Origin of the sequence: Comamonas testosteroni (assembly GCF_014076415.1) — a bacterium.
Classification (GTDB): domain Bacteria; phylum Pseudomonadota; class Gammaproteobacteria; order Burkholderiales; family Burkholderiaceae_C; genus Comamonas; species Comamonas testosteroni_F.
In genome coordinates this window covers 2,532,419-2,550,289 of record NZ_CP043568.1, presented here as the reverse complement: position 1 = coordinate 2,550,289, position 17,871 = coordinate 2,532,419, and the positions used below count along the sequence as shown (strand labels likewise).

Here is a 17,871-nt window from a genome sequence, read left to right as displayed (position 1 = left end):
AGTACACGAAAGCATCCGCGATCGGCGAAAGCCTTTAATGTGCTGTCCTATGTGACGACTTTCGAGATCTCGCTGCGGCGGGACTATCTTTCGCATATAGCCCACGGCACTGCGAAGGTGTTGCTGTTCCAGCTTGCACGCGCGACGTCAATACCAAAAGCTTGCGCCAAGATAGCATCTGAGCATGCAATATCGGGCTTTGCATCGGCAATCTTCTTGCCTTGGTGAAGCACCACAATGCGTGTGCAGAAACGCATTGCCAGCGACAAGTCATGCAAAACCACGGCAACCGCCAAGCCTTCATGCGCCTGCTCCAGCAGCAATTGCATGATGCGAAGTTGATGAGAGGGATCCAGCGCGGCCAATGGCTCGTCGGCCAACAAAAAGGGGGCTTGAACTGCAAGCGCCCTAGCTAGTAGAACTCGCGCACGCTCACCTCCAGAAAGGGTCTGGACATTGCGCTTAGCCAAGTGATGAACTTCCACCTGTCGCATGGTTTCACGAATGATCCTGGCATCTAAAACGCTGTCACGGACATGCGGTATTCGGCCCAAAGAAACAACGCGCTCTACAGTTTGCGGCCAGTTGATCTGTTGTCCTTGTGCCAGATAGGACACCAGCCTGGCTTGCTCACCTGGCGTCATACTGGCCATCTTACGTTCGCCAAGAGAGATCAATCCCGATGATCCTTTGATGAGGCCGATCATGGATTTGAGCAAGCTGGATTTGCCAGCTCCATTGCTTCCAATAATGCCTACTAGCTCTCCAGGGGCCAGCTCAAAGTCAACGCCATCGAGAATGTTCTTATCTGGAGTTTTAATGGACACATTGCGGCAGACAAGGCGGCTGGTAGCGAGGTTACTGATCATGTGATGCGCCTCTGCTGCGTACGATGAGTGCAATGAAAAATGGCGCTCCAACTAGTGATGTGAGCACGCCAAGTTTCAATTCCTGGCCACTGTTGTAGAGAAAGCGGACACCAAGATCTGCAATGAGGAGAAGCGCTGCCCCAGCGAGGGCGGAGAGTGGTAGCAGCTTTGCAGGATCTCCCTGGGCAGTCTTTCTCATCAAGTGAGGGGCTACTAAACCAATGAAGCCGATACTGCCTGATACAGAGACGGCAGCACCGACAGCCAGAGCACAGCCGAGCAAAATTTTGATGCGCAAGCGGCTCAGATTTACGCCCATTGAATGAGCAGTTTCTTCACCTAAAGCCAGTGCTTGAAGTGCCTTCCCACAAGTTATCAAGAGGACGCAGCCTGCCAGCATGAAGGGAACTGAAAGCAGCAAATCTTGATTGCTACGGTCTGCCAGAGACCCCATCATCCAAAACACGATCTCGCTCATGGCCATGGGATTGGTCGACCAATTCAGGATCAAGGAGATCAAGGAACCACAGAGTGCAGAAACCGCAACCCCGCCCAGGATGAGCGTGGTTCTAGGGGTGTTGTGTCCAGCAAGAATAAATACGAAAGCGCATGCGAGAGCCGTGCCCAGAAAACCCGCCAACGGCAAAGCCAGATAGAAGGCGTTGGCGATACCTGTATACAGGGCGACGACCGCACCTAGGGCTGCACCACTAGAGACGCCAAGAAGGCCCGGCTCGGCCAGAGGGTTTCTCAGCAGCCCTTGCATGGCTGCTCCAGTCAGTCCCAACGTAGCGCCCACCGCCATGCATAAAACAGTCCGAGGTAATCTGATATCAATCAGAATTCTTGATGGGACTAGGTCACTGGCCATCGCTCCATGAAGCAATCGCAAAGGATCCATGTCCACATACCCTACAAACAGTGAGCAAGCAGCCAGAAGTGCTGTCGCCAAAAGCAGCAGGACAATCACAGGCGATGCACTCGACAACGTTCGCAGTCCTAGGGCAGCGCTTTGAGGTACAGCGAATTCATCACCGTTGCTGACTATGACTTTGTGTCTGTGGTCCCGCTTTGGAGGAACTACAAAGCTGCCGACATTGCCTCCAGCAACTGAATTCAGATTATGCGTATCCATAGATTAGCTTCCAGCTTCTTCCCGAAGTTTCTGTGCAGCTTCAAGATTCCAGATTCCGCCACAGACAATGTCGCGCGAAGACAGAACAAGGCTTCGTGCATGGAGCCCTTGAATGGCGGGATGACTGAGCATGCGATTGCCTTGTGTCGGCGTTTCGGGCTTGTAGTCGCTGCCCAAAATTACCTCCGGCTTTTGCTCAATCAGCCGCTCTATTGGCAATCGCCCATAGCCTTTGACGTTGGCGTTCTTCGCTCCATTGATGAAGCCCGCAGCTTCAAAAATCGAGTCATATAAGGTATTGCTGCCCGCGGTGTAGCCACCTGCGCTATAGCGCATCGCTGTTTTTCTATGCTTGGGCGCAGAAGCCCTTAGTTGCTCCAATCTCTGGTCGAATTGGGCAATCAGTTGCTCTCCTCTGGGAGCTTCGGCAACCGCTTTGGCGACTTCACGGATTTCTTTACGTACATCATCGAAGCTGTTAGCCCCTGGGATTGCTACTACAGGAATACCAAATTTGCGCAACATGGAATTTGTGTGTCGCGTTGTATAGGTTCCCACAAGCACCAGATCAGGCTTGAGCGCGAGCACTTCTTCAGTATTGCCACGCACAGTAGGTAGACCTTCGGCTTTCGCGTGCAAAGCAGAGCTGCGCGGATCTTTGCTCAGATGGGAAAGTGCAGCGATCCGTTGGGGGTCGACCAGTTGCAGCAGCAACTGGTCTGTGCATAAATTCAGTGAAACGATGCGTTGCGGCACATTGCTTTCAGGCTGTGCGTAAGCCTGTTGAACAGGCCATAACGTAGCTGCACTCACAAAGAGAGCAGCAATCGTCAAATACTTATTGGGCCTTAGCCGCCACATGAAAATCCTCGGCCGCTGCGGTCGGCTGGATCACTGGGCAACCCAAGGTAGGTTTCGCGCAACCAGTCCCAGATGGCCAAGCGCGACCAATCAGGGGCTGGAGCAATTTGCTGCTCCGGTGTAAGGAAAGGGTTTGGCAAGAACACTGTCATTTGTTGCTGCCCCGCGTTGTTGAACAAGCGCACCCCCCAGGACTTGGGTGTGCCTTCCTTATTCAGGACGCGGTATAGCTCAGCACGGCCCGTGCGGCGCATGAATGCATCTTCATCCGAAGCACCCTTGAAATGACCAATGCAGATATGGAAATGCCAGGCTCCAAAATCGACAGTCAGATAGCCATCTAGAACGCTGACCTTTGTTGGCGCATTGGGAGCTCTGATTTCCCATACGGCACCAGGAATCAGTGAGCCAAAAACAATTTCGCCCCAGTGTTTTTGGAAGATGTCCTTGCAGAGCATCCAAAGGCTGTCTTCATCGGCTGGAAGCGCCCAGGCTTGCACATGGCCCAGGCTGGATTCATTTGTTTCTATCGGCTGTTGCAGGCGCACTTCCGTCGTCATGGGGTTTCTCCTTTGTTATCAAGTTTTGTGAAAAGACGCGCCTGCGCATCCATTGAGAGGTACACGCATCGGCGCTCTACCGGGCTCAGAATTTGTATTCAGCGCCAACGATGCCGTAGATACCCATGGGCTTGTAGCCAAGACCTTCCTGGACCTTGTGGTCGAAGATGTTCTCGATACGAGCAAAGAGATTGAGTTGCTTGTTCACTGCATAGCGTGCAGATACATCGAAGCGCACGTAGCCAGGAATCCAGTCCACCCCGGTCCAGTCATAGCGCTTGCCAGTCAGGAATGCAGAGAAATCCACATTCAGGGGACCATTGGCATAGGCCAGACCAATGTTCCCTTTGTGCCGCGCCACTTGGACTGTGCGAGCAAAGTCTTTGCCTTTTTTCTTGGTCTGGGAGTCAGTGTAGGTGTAGTTGGCTTTCAGTTGCCACTGCGTGTTGATACGCAGAGCCCCACTCAACTCTAGGCCTTGCGTTTCCAGCGCGTCGCCATTCGCATACAACCCATAGCCGCTGCTGGTGCGTGAATTAGTGATACTGCCGTCATACAGAATGGCATCTTTGACCTTGCCCTTCCAGAGATTGGCTTCCCAGTTCGCGCCAAGGCTGGGTAGGACCTGGCGGATGCCCAACTCAACCATGCGACCACTTTCTGGCTTGAGGTTGGTGTTGCCATACGTCGGGTTGTAGAGCTGCGACAAAGTCGGGGCTGCATAGCTGGTCGCATAGTTGCCAAAGATGGTCACATTGCCAACTTGCTGATTGATCCCCACGCTCCCTGTTGTCTTGCTCCCCCAGACGTCGTACTTGTCATGACGAACCCCTGCGGCAAGAATAGGACCGGAAACGCCAACTTGGTATTCCCCGTTGGCATAGAGCGACTTGCGCTTATTCTTGCCCTGCAAGCTGCCATAAGCCCCCCACTGTGATGCGCTCGCATCGTAGAGCTCTGCGCCGCCAAGGACCTTGAATCCTTGACCCGCATACTTGAGGCTGTAGTTCAGCTGCTTGCTCTGATCCTTGTAGTTGGCAGTGCCGACAAAACCGCTGTCGTAGAACGGAACCAGCTCTCCCTGATTGAAGTAATTTTTATAGTCCAGAGAGAAATGATTCCAGGGGGCGGTGACATATCCCAGCAACCCGTCGTTGGGATCCGCGTTGGTACGACGTGTCTGCGTCCAACCAAGCTCCAAGCGTTGGCTGAGTTGCTCTGTGAGACGTTGCTCAAGATAGGCGCTAGCTGTGTCTGTGCGGCGATCGTTGTAGGCGTTGGGATCCGGAAGCTGCATGCCCCAATAGGCCGGGGCGCCGTTAGGACCCGTTGTGACCTCTTTCAGTTGGGCATAGTTAAAGCGATTCTTGTTATGTGTGAGGGCGATGCCGGCATCGATGGACTTTCCACGAAAATCAGCAGACGCTTGAAGTGTGGTGTCACGAGTACCTTCGTACTTCAGCAGACCATCGCTGTCAGTGTGAGACGCATATAAAGAGGTGCTCAGCTTGCCATCGGCAACATCAAAGGCCTGTTGAAACGAGGCTTTGGCCTTTTTCCAACCGAGAGAACCAGCTTCAACAGAGATACTGCGCTTGGGCTCGAGCGAACCACGCTTCGTCGTAATCGAGATGACTCCAGCAGTTGCGTTCGAGCCGTACAGAACCGTCTGTGGTCCTCGCAGAATTTCAATGCGAGAGATGGACGAAGGATCATATTGGCTCAGTAGGTTGGCCACATCTCCCGTGCTGGGCAGATTCATGGAAACCCCGTCGACCACAACCAACACGTTGGCAGAGCCAAAGCCTCTCATCTTGATGTAGTTGTACTGACCTGGGCCTCCGACTTGTTTGAACTCCAGCCCAGGCACACTTCGAAGAACTTCGGTGAGATCAGTGTACGAGCCGCGCTCGATCTGCTCCTGCTCGATGATGGTTGCAGCTTGCGTCAGCGTGAAAACATCTTTATCCAGCTTGGATGCTTCCACCAGCGTTTCCGCCAACTGGGTTCCGGCGGCATCTGAGCCGGAATCTCTCAAACTGGGCCGTTGCTGAGAGGATGGCGCAGCTTGTCCCGTGGCCTGTTCAGTTCCAGGAGAGCTTTGCGCAAACGCGAACGACGAGAGAAGAGGTGGAAGCAGTCCGAGCGCCGCAGCGCTCATCAATCTGGTTTTCATTGAGGTAGCAAGTCATAAGGCTTGCCGCCACCAGACAAACAGACAGCGGAACGCAGCCCATCGCATCGATGAGCTGTGTCGTCGAAGTATGAGCTTGTCAGGTGCGATGGGACCGTGAATGCGGAACTATCATGATGCGGCAAACATAAACAAAAAGAGTTTGTTTACGCTACTGCATCGGTAGACCCGTCCACTCAGAGCCCTCGCTCAATGGCACAGTAACGACTCGCATTGGCAGGTCTCCTGGCTCACACCGTCTTTGGCGCTGTGTGCCCCTTCCCGCCGAAATTGGCAGTGGTTATGGCAGCAGCTCGGTGCTCACAGTTGCGAGGACAGCCACGTATTTGCAACGTGTTCCCGTTTTCATTCCCTTAGAAAAGGGAAGCTCAATGCTGAAGCGGGATTCTACATGGCTTAAAAATTTTGTCTCCTCGCTCATTTAGACGATGTGGTGCAGCGCTCCCTCTAGGCAGGCTGAATCTCCCCCACTCCTGTAGACACTTCCGTGACTCAAGCCCCGGCGCGCTCAAAATCGTCGGGCCTGACTCCACCCAGATGACTGTGGCGGCGTGACCGGTTGCAGAACACCTCGATGTAATCAAACACATCGGCCAACGGATGAGACCCAGCGATAAATGGATTACACCTATCTATCTGAGCTCATCGCAACGGGCAAACGTGCGTTCACAGTTGACCTCATCAAGGCCCAATCGTTCACAGCGATGATGAGTACGATGTCGCCATTTGACATGCGTACTGATGGCTGATTCCTAATCGATGGCACTTTTGTCCGGAATGCTAGATCTAGCACAACCATCTCTGTCGAGCAGCGCTGTAACAGCTCCAGCCCTTCTGCTGTCATCCGTACGGAGCGGCTTTCGCAGTCCACGGGTAGGTACTGAGGGGGTCTACGTATTCCGGTTGAATTAACCGCCTGTGCTGGTTACGGCTGACAAGTCTGCGGGTCTTGACCGACTGAGTTCGGCCAGAAGCGGAATTCCAATACATCTTTCTGAGTGTCCGCTTCCAAGAGAATGTGTTTATTAACGTTGCGAGCGGATTCGTGACCGAGGCAGTAAACTCATGCCATCGTTACAATCTGCCAAGCTCTGCGCTCCCATCTCGGGATGAAAAAGGGAACACGTTGAAACTACGTGGCTGTCCTCGCAACTGTAAGCACTGAGTCCTTCACGAAAGCCACTGCTTTGTTCTCAAGGCGGGAAGGTGTGAATGGCGCCAAACACGGTGCGAGCCAGGAGACCTGCCAGTGCGATTCGTTACTGTGCCATCGAGCGAGGGCTCTAGGTGGACGGATAGCTCCGTTCAGTAGCGTAAACCAAGCGTTTTTCGTTTTGATGTTTATGTTTGCTGCCCCGGAGCCTCGTCCACATCTGGATCGAGTTGCCCTTTTCTTGCACAAAGACGATTGCGATAGCCCTGCATCTCACCAATGCTGGCCAGCAAGGCGGCGCTGCGCATAAAAAGTATTCTGGTTGCGGCAAGCTACTGACGTGCCACTCCATGAAATCAAAAATCGTTCACGCCAGCGCTCTGAGTCTGCTCCCCGCCCTGGTCCCCTTCAACGTGCTTGCCCAGTCAAAAACGACAGGGCTCCCTACATCAATACACATTGCTCAGGCAGAAAATGGCAGCCGCAGCAACGAGCCTGTTGCTGATACAGCCCCGGAAGCCGCAACACTTGGGGAGGTCTCCGTCACCAGCCGTCACTATGACAACGCAGTTGGAATGAGTGATGCGGCATCGCAAGGTGTCATCCGCTCCGAGCTGCTGGAAAGCCGCCCGGCGCTGCGCCCCGGCGAAGTGCTGGAGTTCGTGCCTGGGGTCATCGTCACCCAGCATTCGGGAGATGGCAAAGCCAATCAGTATTTTCTGCGCGGCTTCAATCTCGATCACGGAACCGACTTTGCGACCAGCGTCGATGGCATGCCGGTGAATATGCCAACGCATGGACATGGGCAGGGCTATTCCGATATGAACTTTCTGGTTCCGGAGCTCGTCGACCGTATCGAATACAGCAAAGGCCCGTACTTTGCGACAAAAGGCGACTTTGCTTCCGCAGGAGCGGCAGACATCAGCTACAAGCGGCGTCTGGATGCACCATTCATACAGTTCACAGCTGGCGGCAATGGATATCTGCGCGGCCTCGCCGGCGGGTCAAAAGAGCTGGGTGATGATCTGACGTTGCTCACTGCTGTTGAGTGGATGGGCAATGATGGCCCATGGTCCGTGCCCGAAAATCTGCAACGCAAAAATGCGGTACTGCGCCTGACAAAGGGAACTCAGGCACAAGGCGGATCACTGAGCGTGATGGCCTACGACGCCAGCTGGACATCGACAGACCAGGTGCCGCAGCGACTCATTGATGCAGGCCGTTATCAGGGCAGGCCCTTCGGCCGATTTGACTCCATCGACCCCACCGATGGCGGCAAGACGTCGCGCTACAGTTTGTCGGGGGAATGGCATCAGCGCGACAACTCGGGCGAGACAAAAGTTTCCGCTTATGCGATGCACTATGCGTTGCAACTGTTCTCCAACTTCACCTATGCACTGGAGCGCCCAGATACCGGAGACCAGTTCTCTCAGAAGGACAATCGAAATGTCTTCGGTGCAGCCATTTCAAGGGCCTGGAACCATAAGCTGGCAGGCCTGGATGCGCGCAGTCAGATTGGACTGCAACTGCGCCACGACAATATCAACGTGGCCTTCTACGACACGGAGGCCCGCAAGATTCTCTCCACGGTCAGAGCCGATCAGGTCAAGCAAACTCATGTGGGTCTGTATGCGCAGTCAGAAGTGCAACTCACCTCATGGTTGCGCAGTGTTGTGGGCCTACGCGGGGACAGCTACCGCTTTGATGTCAACAGCCTCGGCCAACCCTTGAACTCAGGCAAGGCTAATGCAAGCCGGATCTCGCCCAAACTGACGTTTGTTGCGGGCCCCTGGCAGAACACGGAATTCTTTCTGAATGCGGGTAAAGGCTTTCATAGCAACGATGCGCGAGGCGTGATGAGCCGCATCGACCCGCGCAGCGGTGAGCCTGTGGAGCCGTCTCCCGGAATTGCTCCTTCTCGCGGCTGGGAAATCGGTGCACGCACGGAGGCCATTACCGACCTGCAAACATCGATTTCGTACTGGCATCTCCGCTCCAAGTCAGAGCTGATCTATGTTGGTGATGCCGGAACCACTGAAGCCAGCCTTGCCAGCCGGCGTCACGGTGTGGAAATCAATAACCGCTGGACGCCTGGGAAGCATTTTTTGCTGGATGCCGACCTGGCTCTGTCCAAGGCACGTTTCACCAACGGCGACCGCATCCCCAACGCGGTGGATGTGGTGTCCTCTGTCGCCGCAACCTGGCGTGACTTGGGCCCATGGACCACCAGCCTTCAGTGGCGCTACCTGGGTAGCAGTGCGCTGGTGGAAGACAACACCGTGCGCTCCAAACCAGTATCAACGGTCAACTGGCGCCTGACTCGCAGCTTGAAAGATATTCTGGGACGTGATGCGAGCCTGACGCTGGATGTGTTCAACCTCTTCAACAAGAAGTTTGACGACATTCAATACTATTACGGATCACGTTTGCCCAATGAGGCCACCGCAGTTGATGGTCGTATCGTCCATCCAGGTGAGCCTCGGGCCGTGCGAGTGACGTTCCGCACTACCTTCTGATAAGCAAGAGCAGTGGGCCTGCTCATCCAAAATCTGCTCAGGCCTGCGACTATTGATGCTTCAGAGGAACGCCTAGGCACTGAACCTGCCATCTTCCTTGATGGCAGGTGAGTCTGGTCAGACTCAGTGGTGCGATATCCAGGTGGAACATTGCAGTCATCGGTGCACCCAGCACACTCAACACCAGGGCCTTAATGACATTGGCATGTGTGAACACCAACGACATGCCCTGCTGGTGTTGAGATGCTTCAAACCAGCTTCTTGTTCTGCGGCACACCATATCCAGCGACTCCCCATTCGGAGGACTCATGGATGGATCCCGCAGCCAAGTCCCCAGCAACTGAGGTTCGATATCTTTGAGGCTGACGCCAGACCAGAGGCCATAGTCCACCTCCTTCAAGGCAGGCTCCAGTTGATAGTCATTGATGCCCATTGCTTGAGCTGTTTGCTGTGCGGCCCGAGACGAACTGCAAATGACACGCGCGGAATGCCGCTCCGGGCCAGATAAGTTCAGTGAAGCATCAGCAAGCTGAGTCGTATCGAGCCCATCGTCATCAGGAAAGTGTCCTGCACGCAATGCAGGAGGCACCTGTGCACATAACAGTGTGAGCATCGTTCTCATGCTTTTGCGCTCCTACTGAACTCAGCGAATCTTCGATACTTTGGATGAGGCGGCGGTAGAATCTTGCGAACTTTCTTGTCAAAGAAGCTGGTGTAAACCCAGCACGGTCGCGCCACTGTAACGTGAATGAAAGCTCTTGGGCTTTGCTTTCATCGAGTCAGACCTTTGCCAAGAGAAACTACCCCACTGGGTCAGTGCAATGCTGCAAGCCTGCGCTGACTTACCTAGGACGCGTATTCCTGGAGTTCTTATGCAGCCATCTGTTTCTGCCCTGCCATCGGTTGTCCAACCGATTTCTTTTCCTATCCGTGACCAGTTGCCCTGGATCATTTTTGCGGGCCTTTTTTTCATGCTGGCCATTTACTTTGTCGGCATTGAAGAAGGTGCGCTGGCCGTCTTCAACAGTATGTACGTGCACGAATTTGTGCACGATGGCCGCCACTTGCTAGGCTTCCCCTGCCACTGACAGCCGAGGGCTCCTATGATTAGACAACTACTGCTGCGCGGCATGATCGCGGGCTTGGTCGCGGGCCTGTTGGCTTTCTCGTTTGCAAAATTGGTAGGTGAGTCATCGATTGAACAAGCAATTGCGCTGGAGGCATCCGGTGCTAGTCATGAAGACCATGCCTCTTCGCACCATAGTCCTGCACAGACGCAAGAGCACAGTCATCGCCCTTATTTGCCTGAAGAACTGGTGAGCAGAGACACGCAATCAGGCATTGGTCTGTTTGTTGCCATCGTCGTTTTCACATCGGCTCTAGGCGGGATATTTGCAATCGTTTTCTCCATGGCTTACGGCCGCTGGAGCCGACTTTCCGCTAGGGCACTATCTGCCAGCCTCGCCGTGCTGGGCTTCACCTGCATTGCGTTGATCCCCTATATCAAATATCCACCCAATCCACCTTCGGTTGGGCAAGGTGGAACGATCGAATTGCGCACAGCATTGTTTTTCGGCTCCATTGCCATTTGTGTGGCTGCGTTGGTCATAGCGCTTTATGCGGGGCGCAAATTGCCGCAACGGTTTGGTTCATGGGAGGCTGTGATTTTGCGCGCTTGCCTCTTCTTGGTGTTGACTACGACCTGTCTTCAGATACTGCCAACCATCAATGAGGTTCCCGTTGATTTCCCCGCCTCCTTGCTGTGGGATTTCAGAGTTGCAGCACTGGGCTTGCAAGCATTGATCTGGGCGAGTTTGGGGCTGACGTTCGGGTGGCTCGCAGAGAAAAAATTGGAGCTAAATCCTTCACGAGCGAATGACGCGTTTCATTCAAAGTGAAAAAGCACCAAGTATAGAAAGGCGCTTCTCGCTGCGAATCAAAAGTCTGCAATGGGTCGTTCTGCAACGGTCATATACCGGCTGAAGCAGTCGTCCGGCGCGTCGCCGTGAGAGCCTGATCAAGGCTGAAAGTCTCATCAAACTTGGCTTGGTCAATGACTGCTGGTGTCGATATTAGACATTGCGACGCGATTGGTTTAATCCGTCAGTGCGAGCGGCAAATCCCGGGTGGCGGGGGGACAATCAGGATTAAATGCAGAGCAGTCAATATCTGTAGCATCGGTGGCGAACACACATCCCGAGCTTCCTTCTGCGCATTCGCCGCGAGCCGTACGGCCAGCATCAACAAGTGAGGCAAGGATCAATTTCCCACAACTAGGAGATCCCAATGACGCAAGATTCGAGTATCTGGCAGGTGAACTCCCACGCAGCGTCAGTGCGCGCCTCTCTCAACACTGACTCCGTACCCCTGAAATGGGCACATGATTCGCGCACTGGCGAGCCACGTTACATCCACGATGCCGAAGTCATCGACGGAAACGCTAGATGCAAATGTCCTGCCTGCGATCTATCACTAACGCCAGTGTTAGCAGGCCAACCTCTGAGCAAAAAACCCACGGCACATTTCCGCCACCCCAAGGGGGCCCTCAAGGATGACTGCACCCTCATTGCCGCTCGCCTTGCAGCGATTCGTCACTTACAAGAGCGAGGCTTCATTGATCTGCCCAGGCGCCGGATGTCAGCCAACGCAACCGGCTTCAGCGGCGAAGGCTATGAAGGGTGGGCAGAAGCTCCCGAGCAGCGCCTCTCGATCAGCGGCGCTGTATTTCATGACCACGCCACGGCGCTGTTGACGTTGGATGATGGGCGTGAGCTTTTGGTTGATCTGACCGGACATCGCGATGCCGGCAGCGATGGTCACGGAAGAGCCATCGTCACGCTGTCCCTTTCCGATCTCTCGATTGCGATGATGTCTCCTGAGGAGATCCGCGCGCGGCTGCGCTTGCTTCCCGATATCCGCTGGTGTGCACATTGGAATGACCAGGCATTACAGACAACTGCGGTTGCACATGCCCGCCAAGCCGCACAGGATGCAATGGATGCCTGGGAGGATGCTGAAGAAGAACTGTTCCGCCGGGACCTTCCCTCCAACGTTGACCCCTCCATTGCTCAGAAGTGGCGCAGGGAGACGCTGCTGCATAGCGAGGTCAAGTCAATTCTGGGACAAACATCACAGATTGCGACGCCAGGACTTGAGGTTGAAGTGGTCCGCTCTACCGCTGACGAATTCAGCGATGTTTGGGAGGATTGCACACTGCGCATTCTTTGGATGAGTGCATCCCAAACGCTATCGTTGGCAACGTCACAGTTAGAGCAACGGCAGGGCAGCATTGTCCCAGACGTCATTTGTACCCTCAGTGCGCCTCAATCCTATATCTACGGGGGGACCGAAATCTATCTGGATGGCGACTTCCAGGAGTTGATTGAAGACACGTACAGCAGCTATCGCTGGCCCCAGACCTTGCTGATCGAAATCACGGTGACCCACGGCATTGACCAGGTAAAGCTACGTCGCATTCAAGAACTTGATCTGCCCACGCTAGAAATTGACATAAGCTCTCTGGGCGGCCAAGTGACCCGAGAAGGTCTACGTAACCTAGTTGTGAACGAAACCATCGGTAAACGCTGGGTTCACCACCCTATCTGGCGATTCCGTCGCCGGGTCATCGACTCGGAGCTGAGCGAACATCCAGCTGCGCTCCACTTTCAGGAGCGTCTGACGGAGCTGCGGCGTCCTCGGTTTCTCGCTGCTACAGCCTCGGAGTGGGCGACCATCTATCTGGCAGCTGCGAAAGAGTTTTATGAGACCAATACTCGCATCGAGAAGGCCAGACGGGCACATAAAGGAGATAAGCCAAAGCCTGTGCTGCTGGGCAAAGACAGCATGCCATGGCAGCAACTCAAGGAAGCTTCAGAGGCTCTTGCCATGCATGGCTACCCAGGTGGTTCCGACTCGGAAATGGTGGATGAAGCGCGCATCATTCCAAGGCTTTTGTCGATAAAGCACAACCGCGGGATCGGCTATGCGTTCAATACCGGATACCAAGTCCTCAATGCCATTATGCAATGCGGGATTGACGATCAACAATGGCACACGCTGTATCCCATAGCTGTCAAGGCCTACGAACTAGAAGCCAAGTTCACTGAAGAACAAAAACAGCGGTACGCTAACTGGCGGCAAGGCATCATCGACAAGGTAAATGCTAGTGACAAGACTCATCTGCGTCCAGCACTCTATGACGCCGTGCTTGGTGTGCTTTTTCCCCCAATGGCACCGCGTCTTACCAACGGCTATGGCTTAAGTAAGTAATCCAATAGTCGTCTGTGAATCAGACCGGGCCTTCAAGACGATCCATGATGTATTGAGCGCGAATGCCGAAGTGGAATTCTTCGACATCGAGAGCCTTGAGTGCGAAATTCAATTACCTCACAAGAAACCACGCCCTGCCGTAAAGCGCGCCCTGGAGATCTTTATGTCATCAGCACTAGACCTGTTCTATGCTCGTGCCGCTCATCTGAATGCCTTGCTGAACAGCAATCCTTTCGAGGCGGTGAACCAGGCCCGAGAGATCAATCTCAATACAGATGAACGATTCAACCTGATGGGGCTGCGTGCGGCGATCCTAGTCGATGGCGGTGCGTTGACTCAGCAGCAGGATGCGATTGAAGAAGGCCTTGCGCTGCTTCGTGAACTTCATAGCTCATTTCCAATTGCAGACGTAACCTATAACTTGGCCAATGCGCTGGTTGCCGCGATAGGCTTCCCACCTACCAATGAAAATTGGTTGAGCCATCAGGAGTCAACCAGAGAGCGTCGCGCAGAAGCAAGACGATGCTTCTGGAAGGTCGCGCAGGATATGGAGGCCGATTCAACGCTGCGAACACAATCTTGGACGAACCTTGCCAACCAGTTCAGCAGCAGCTATCGGCTTGGCGAAGCGCAAGATGGATGGCTTGCCGCGCTAGAAATTGATCCAGAGAATGGAGTAGCAGCAAGTTCCGCAGCCCGCAATCTGCTTTGGCTTTATGAGCGCGGCGGCTGCTCAGAACTGACGCGCATCGAGGCGATCATGCTAGCCAAGATTGCGGTTCAGCATAGGGAACGTGTCATCCAATATGCCGGCGTACAGGCCGCAGAGCAGATCGCAGCGTTCGCAAGCGAGTTGGGAGATCCGCCGCAGCGATCGTCACATAAAGATCACTTCCTCAACTGGGTCGAACGTGAGCGTCTGACGCTTGCGCCAGTCGTGGAGCTCATCGACCCCAGCATGGGCAAGCTGGACTGGCTCATGCTCCCTGGTATTCTGGAGCGAGAGTCCGGTGCAGCAGGGATGCCCCCACCGGTGTTCGCAATGTTCAACATGCTGAAGAGCGATTTCATCCTAGCTCGCGACTTGTTATGGAGGTCTAAAGATGAAAGCGTGTGGCCTGCAACAGGCCGGTTTGGGGACACTCTTGACTACGCTGACTATGGTCCAGATGTGTCTGCACTCATCTTGGCACACAGGACGGCTCTTGACCTGCTCGACAAGATCGCAGTAGTGGCGAATCATTACTTCGAGTTTGGACTACCGCCAGATAAGGTGTACTTTGGCAAGCTGTGGCGAGGAGGCCCTGACAAGGCGACTGGCAAGCGCCCACTCAACCAAAAGGTGGAGCAGGCGATTCTTGGAGGCGCTAGTGCCCTATATGGTCTTGTTGAGCTTGCTGAGGACTATGACAGCAGCGCGGGAATCTTGCGCTCTCAGAAAGACCTCCGCAACGCGGGCACACACCGATTCGTGGTGCTGCATGACCTTGGCAATCCAGCGCAAAGCAGACAGGCTCCTGAAGTTGAACATCATCGACGGGAGCCATTCACCCAAGAGGCCTTGCGCGCTTTGCGTGTTGCCAGATCCGCCATCCAAATGCTTGCGCTTTCGATTTCGCAACACGAACAAAGTTTGGCACAGCGAACAGCCGGCTTTGTTGGATCACTCGTCGTTCCCGACCACGATTGGATTCGTGGACGCGACGACGAATCCTAAGGCCGTTCTTGTCTTTTTCTTTATGGTGAGACAGCAGTTGCTTTCACCGCTGTCACTTGTTCGAATGGACAGCTAGGAAACAGTTCTCCGGATGGCTATCCCCACACGCAGAGGACGCAGTTGATGCGATAGGTATAAGGAAGTGGGTTGACCAGGATCCGCTCTCAATTTAACAGCGCTCCTGCTTCTTCAATAGTGGCAAATGGGCCTGTCGGCTAGCTGTCGTGTCCCTGTCGTGGTCCCGCGTCCTCGCGAACGAGAAACTGACGCCATCTTCAAAAGACGGTACTCGATATGCAAACCAATACTGCCAAAACCCCTGTTCAACCGCGGACCCTCACGCCTGAAGAATTGGCGCTCTTGGTTCGGACTCTTCGAGACGCCAAAGGATGGTCTCAGGAACTGCTGGCAGAAATCTCCAAACTAAGCACCCGGACTGTGCAGCGAGTTGAGGAAGGACTGCCGTCGTCACTGGATACCCGTCGCGCACTTGCCAGTGCCCTTGGCTTCGAGGACATCGACGCACTGAACAAGCCACACTTAATTCCTACGCCAGAACAGCTTGCTGAGCAAAAGACGCGCTTCGATAAGGAGCACTTGACTCTCAATGCTGAGCGCATCAAGACCGGAAGGCAATTGGGATATCTGATGGAGCAGGCTTCCGCCAACATGTTTCATGCGTCAGTGGACTTGCCACCTGAAGCGGCACAGGCATTTGCACGTCTCACGGACTTCTGCCGAGAGTATGCCGATTGCGACGAGCTGTATTCGGCAATGGACAAGCTGGGAGTCTATGAGGAGCTCGAACAGATGATCGCGGAACTGGCTGACCTGGGTTTCGTGCTCACTAGTGCTACCCGTCAAACACAACTTCTCACCAAAGGTGCCACAGATGGTGTTCCGGTGTCAGTTGTCTACTTGATCGTTTTCCCTTGCGGAGAGGAACCTGAGCAGCTTGTGGTGACCAAGAAAGTGCAATTTGGTTAGTAACGCCATGGTGGCAATCAGATGCCTAAACCGTACACCAGAATCAGGCTACTGCACACTTCAAACTCATCATGAAGCTCCCAGTTTTCCTAGATTGCGAAGCTTCAAGGACTATCGAGCTCTGCGTGTGGCCACTATGCAGCAGTGACTGGTCAGTCGCGATGCAGGCATGACAGACTGCAACCGCTGCACAGAGGATATTGCCAGTGACAGCTCGATTGACTGTAGCTGTTCGATTGCTGCCGGTGACCAGAGTGATGTTTAATAAAGACCAGCACCCGCACTCTAGGTCGTGTTGGTGTTGTCACCCACCAACTGGCACATGGATGCTTGACGCCTGCGTCCTCTCAGTAACAGCGGCAATAAGGTTCGCAGCCGCCGTTGGACGCAAACAAGGCGGAAAAACCAGCAAACGACTTCCCAGGCCCGGGCCATCATTGAAGCCTGCCACGTGATGACAGGGTGTCTTGCCTACGCCAATCCGATCAGATCGCCTGCAACCGAAGATCTAGCCACTCAACAGCCAATTCTCTAGCAAAAATATTTGCGAAAAAAGACATAAAAGAGCATTTTCCGCAAACGTTTTTGTAGATCTATCCTTCTCTAGAAGCGTTTTGATGTGCAGCTTCTGCCCATTCAAGCAACCTGATTACACGGCCCCAGTACTCGGCCCCGATGTCACCATCGCCTCGAGCGAGCTTTTCAAGTTCACGGTATGCAAGTGCTAATTCGGGTACCTCTGAGAGCCGTGGAGGAAGTGTGCTCTCAGGTTTATCTGGATACAAACGCTCCAGCTTTGTCAGTTCATCATATAGACGTCCCATTGCTAACTCCTATCTGACTAAAGCTGCGCGCATCTTCGGCGGCTGAATGTTGTAACCACAAACGCTACTTGCAGACATGCGCTGCTGGGCCCGACGAATTGCGGCCAAATCCTCTGGCTTCAATGGTTTACCTGCAATGGCCAATGCCATGGCTTTCCCACCTGCTGACTCAACATCGCGCAAATCCTCTTCGTGGCTTGCGTAGCACTCAGCCTGCTCTTTTCTTTTTTGCTGGAACGCGGCTAGCGCAGCTGCATCCTCAGCTTCAAGGTAGCTTTGCATCCATGCTTTAGCTTGGTCCTGAGAGATCGAATTCACAGCGTTGACGACTGCTTCAGCGTTGTAGTTTGCGTAACCAAGCCAGTCCTTGTGTGCCAGAGAACTAGAACACACGGAATACGCTGACTTGGACTTGGAACAGTCCTGGAATCGCGGAATCGTCGTCTCCCAGTTCTTCAGGTCATCTGAGACAAGAAACACTTCCTGACCAGTCCCTACCCGTGGCGGTTTGGTAGTCACACTCACGATCTCCCATAGCTCGCTAGCGCTTCCTTGGCGGATCAAGACAAATGCTTTTCCTGCACCAAAGGAGCTCTTCAGAGAGTTCTGAGTATGCAGCGTCACTTTCCTTGGATGTTTAGTGTCTAAGTCAGACACCGACTTAGCTGGTGACGCCGAAGTCGTCCCACATCCACCGACTACAGCCGCAACCCCTACAACTGCGATCAGTCTCAAAAAATTGAGGTCTCTCATTTCCCTCCAACCATTTCGAAAGCTAGAAGCTAT

The 17,871-nt window shown here is 54.0% G+C and carries 13 protein-coding genes and 3 riboswitches; of the genes, 6 read left to right on the top strand and 7 right to left on the bottom strand.

Translation table 11 applies throughout. From position 1 onward, the window contains the following. Positions 1 to 83 precede the first annotated feature (83 nt). From F0P97_RS11635 to F0P97_RS11615, 5 genes are all read right to left on the bottom strand, one after another. Entirely contained in the window at positions 84 to 869 is a 786-nt protein-coding gene (locus F0P97_RS11635) for an ABC transporter ATP-binding protein (RefSeq protein ID WP_182286839.1), read from the bottom strand. Next, positions 859 to 2,004 (bottom strand): FecCD family ABC transporter permease, encoded by a 1,146-nt coding sequence (locus F0P97_RS11630; protein ID WP_182286838.1) that lies wholly within the window; start codon positions 2,002 to 2,004, stop codon positions 859 to 861. The genes F0P97_RS11635 and F0P97_RS11630 overlap by 11 nt, the downstream gene beginning before the upstream one ends. A 3-nt stretch (positions 2,005 to 2,007) precedes the next feature. Next, complete coding sequence (locus tag F0P97_RS11625; protein ID WP_182286837.1) at positions 2,008 to 2,838, bottom strand: ABC transporter substrate-binding protein; 831 nt, start codon at positions 2,836 to 2,838, stop codon at positions 2,008 to 2,010. 14 nt (positions 2,839 to 2,852) lie between these two features. Beyond that, positions 2,853 to 3,425, bottom strand: coding sequence for a DUF7676 family protein (locus tag F0P97_RS11620; RefSeq protein ID WP_182286836.1), 573 nt, complete (start codon positions 3,423 to 3,425; stop codon positions 2,853 to 2,855). Between the two features lie 85 nt (positions 3,426 to 3,510). Then, positions 3,511 to 5,601 carry a TonB-dependent receptor plug domain-containing protein gene (locus tag F0P97_RS11615; RefSeq protein ID WP_182286835.1) on the bottom strand — a complete coding sequence of 697 codons (2,091 nt, stop codon included), beginning with the start codon at positions 5,599 to 5,601 and terminating at the stop codon, positions 3,511 to 3,513. A 215-nt stretch (positions 5,602 to 5,816) separates the two neighbouring features. Then, a riboswitch (cobalamin riboswitch) is annotated at positions 5,817 to 6,007 on the bottom strand. 687 nt (positions 6,008 to 6,694) lie between these two features. Then, positions 6,695 to 6,885, top strand: a riboswitch (cobalamin riboswitch). 237 nt (positions 6,886 to 7,122) lie between these two features. Between F0P97_RS11615 and F0P97_RS11610 the strand changes: the two genes are divergently transcribed. Continuing rightward, complete coding sequence (locus tag F0P97_RS11610; RefSeq protein WP_182286834.1) at positions 7,123 to 9,288, top strand: TonB-dependent receptor; 2,166 nt, start codon at positions 7,123 to 7,125, stop codon at positions 9,286 to 9,288. A gap of 49 nt (positions 9,289 to 9,337) precedes the next feature. Here the strand turns inward: F0P97_RS11610 and F0P97_RS11605 are convergent, their stop codons facing one another. Then, a complete protein-coding gene (locus tag F0P97_RS11605) occupies positions 9,338 to 9,910 on the bottom strand; it encodes a histidine phosphatase family protein (RefSeq protein WP_182286833.1) in 573 nt (190 codons plus the stop codon). A gap of 36 nt (positions 9,911 to 9,946) precedes the next feature. Then, positions 9,947 to 10,098: riboswitch (cobalamin riboswitch) on the top strand. Positions 10,099 to 10,160: 62 nt separating this feature from the next. On the opposite strand from F0P97_RS11605, the gene F0P97_RS11600 reads away from it, so the two are divergent. The 5 genes from F0P97_RS11600 (at position 10,161) to F0P97_RS11580 (ending at position 16,261) form a co-directional block, all read left to right on the top strand. After that, positions 10,161 to 10,376: a CbtB domain-containing protein gene (locus F0P97_RS11600; RefSeq protein WP_182286832.1), complete on the top strand. Its 216-nt coding sequence runs from the start codon at positions 10,161 to 10,163 to the stop codon at positions 10,374 to 10,376. A gap of 15 nt (positions 10,377 to 10,391) precedes the next feature. Further along, complete coding sequence (locus tag F0P97_RS11595) at positions 10,392 to 11,186, top strand: CbtA family protein (RefSeq protein WP_182286831.1); 795 nt, start codon at positions 10,392 to 10,394, stop codon at positions 11,184 to 11,186. Positions 11,187 to 11,574: 388 nt separating this feature from the next. Then, positions 11,575 to 13,557, top strand: a complete 1,983-nt coding sequence (locus F0P97_RS11590) for a hypothetical protein (protein WP_182286830.1) — start codon at positions 11,575 to 11,577, stop codon at positions 13,555 to 13,557. Between the two features lie 163 nt (positions 13,558 to 13,720). After that, on the top strand, positions 13,721 to 15,274 hold the full coding sequence (locus F0P97_RS11585; protein ID WP_182287182.1) for an LA2681 family HEPN domain-containing protein: 1,554 nt from the start codon (positions 13,721 to 13,723) through the stop codon (positions 15,272 to 15,274). A 294-nt stretch (positions 15,275 to 15,568) separates the two neighbouring features. Further along, positions 15,569 to 16,261: a helix-turn-helix domain-containing protein gene (locus tag F0P97_RS11580; protein ID WP_182286829.1), complete on the top strand. Its 693-nt coding sequence runs from the start codon at positions 15,569 to 15,571 to the stop codon at positions 16,259 to 16,261. Between the two features lie 833 nt (positions 16,262 to 17,094). On the opposite strand, the gene F0P97_RS11575 is transcribed toward F0P97_RS11580, so the two are convergent. Further along, positions 17,095 to 17,709, bottom strand: a complete 615-nt coding sequence (locus F0P97_RS11575) for a hypothetical protein (protein ID WP_182286828.1) — start codon at positions 17,707 to 17,709, stop codon at positions 17,095 to 17,097. Positions 17,710 to 17,871 lie beyond the last annotated feature (162 nt).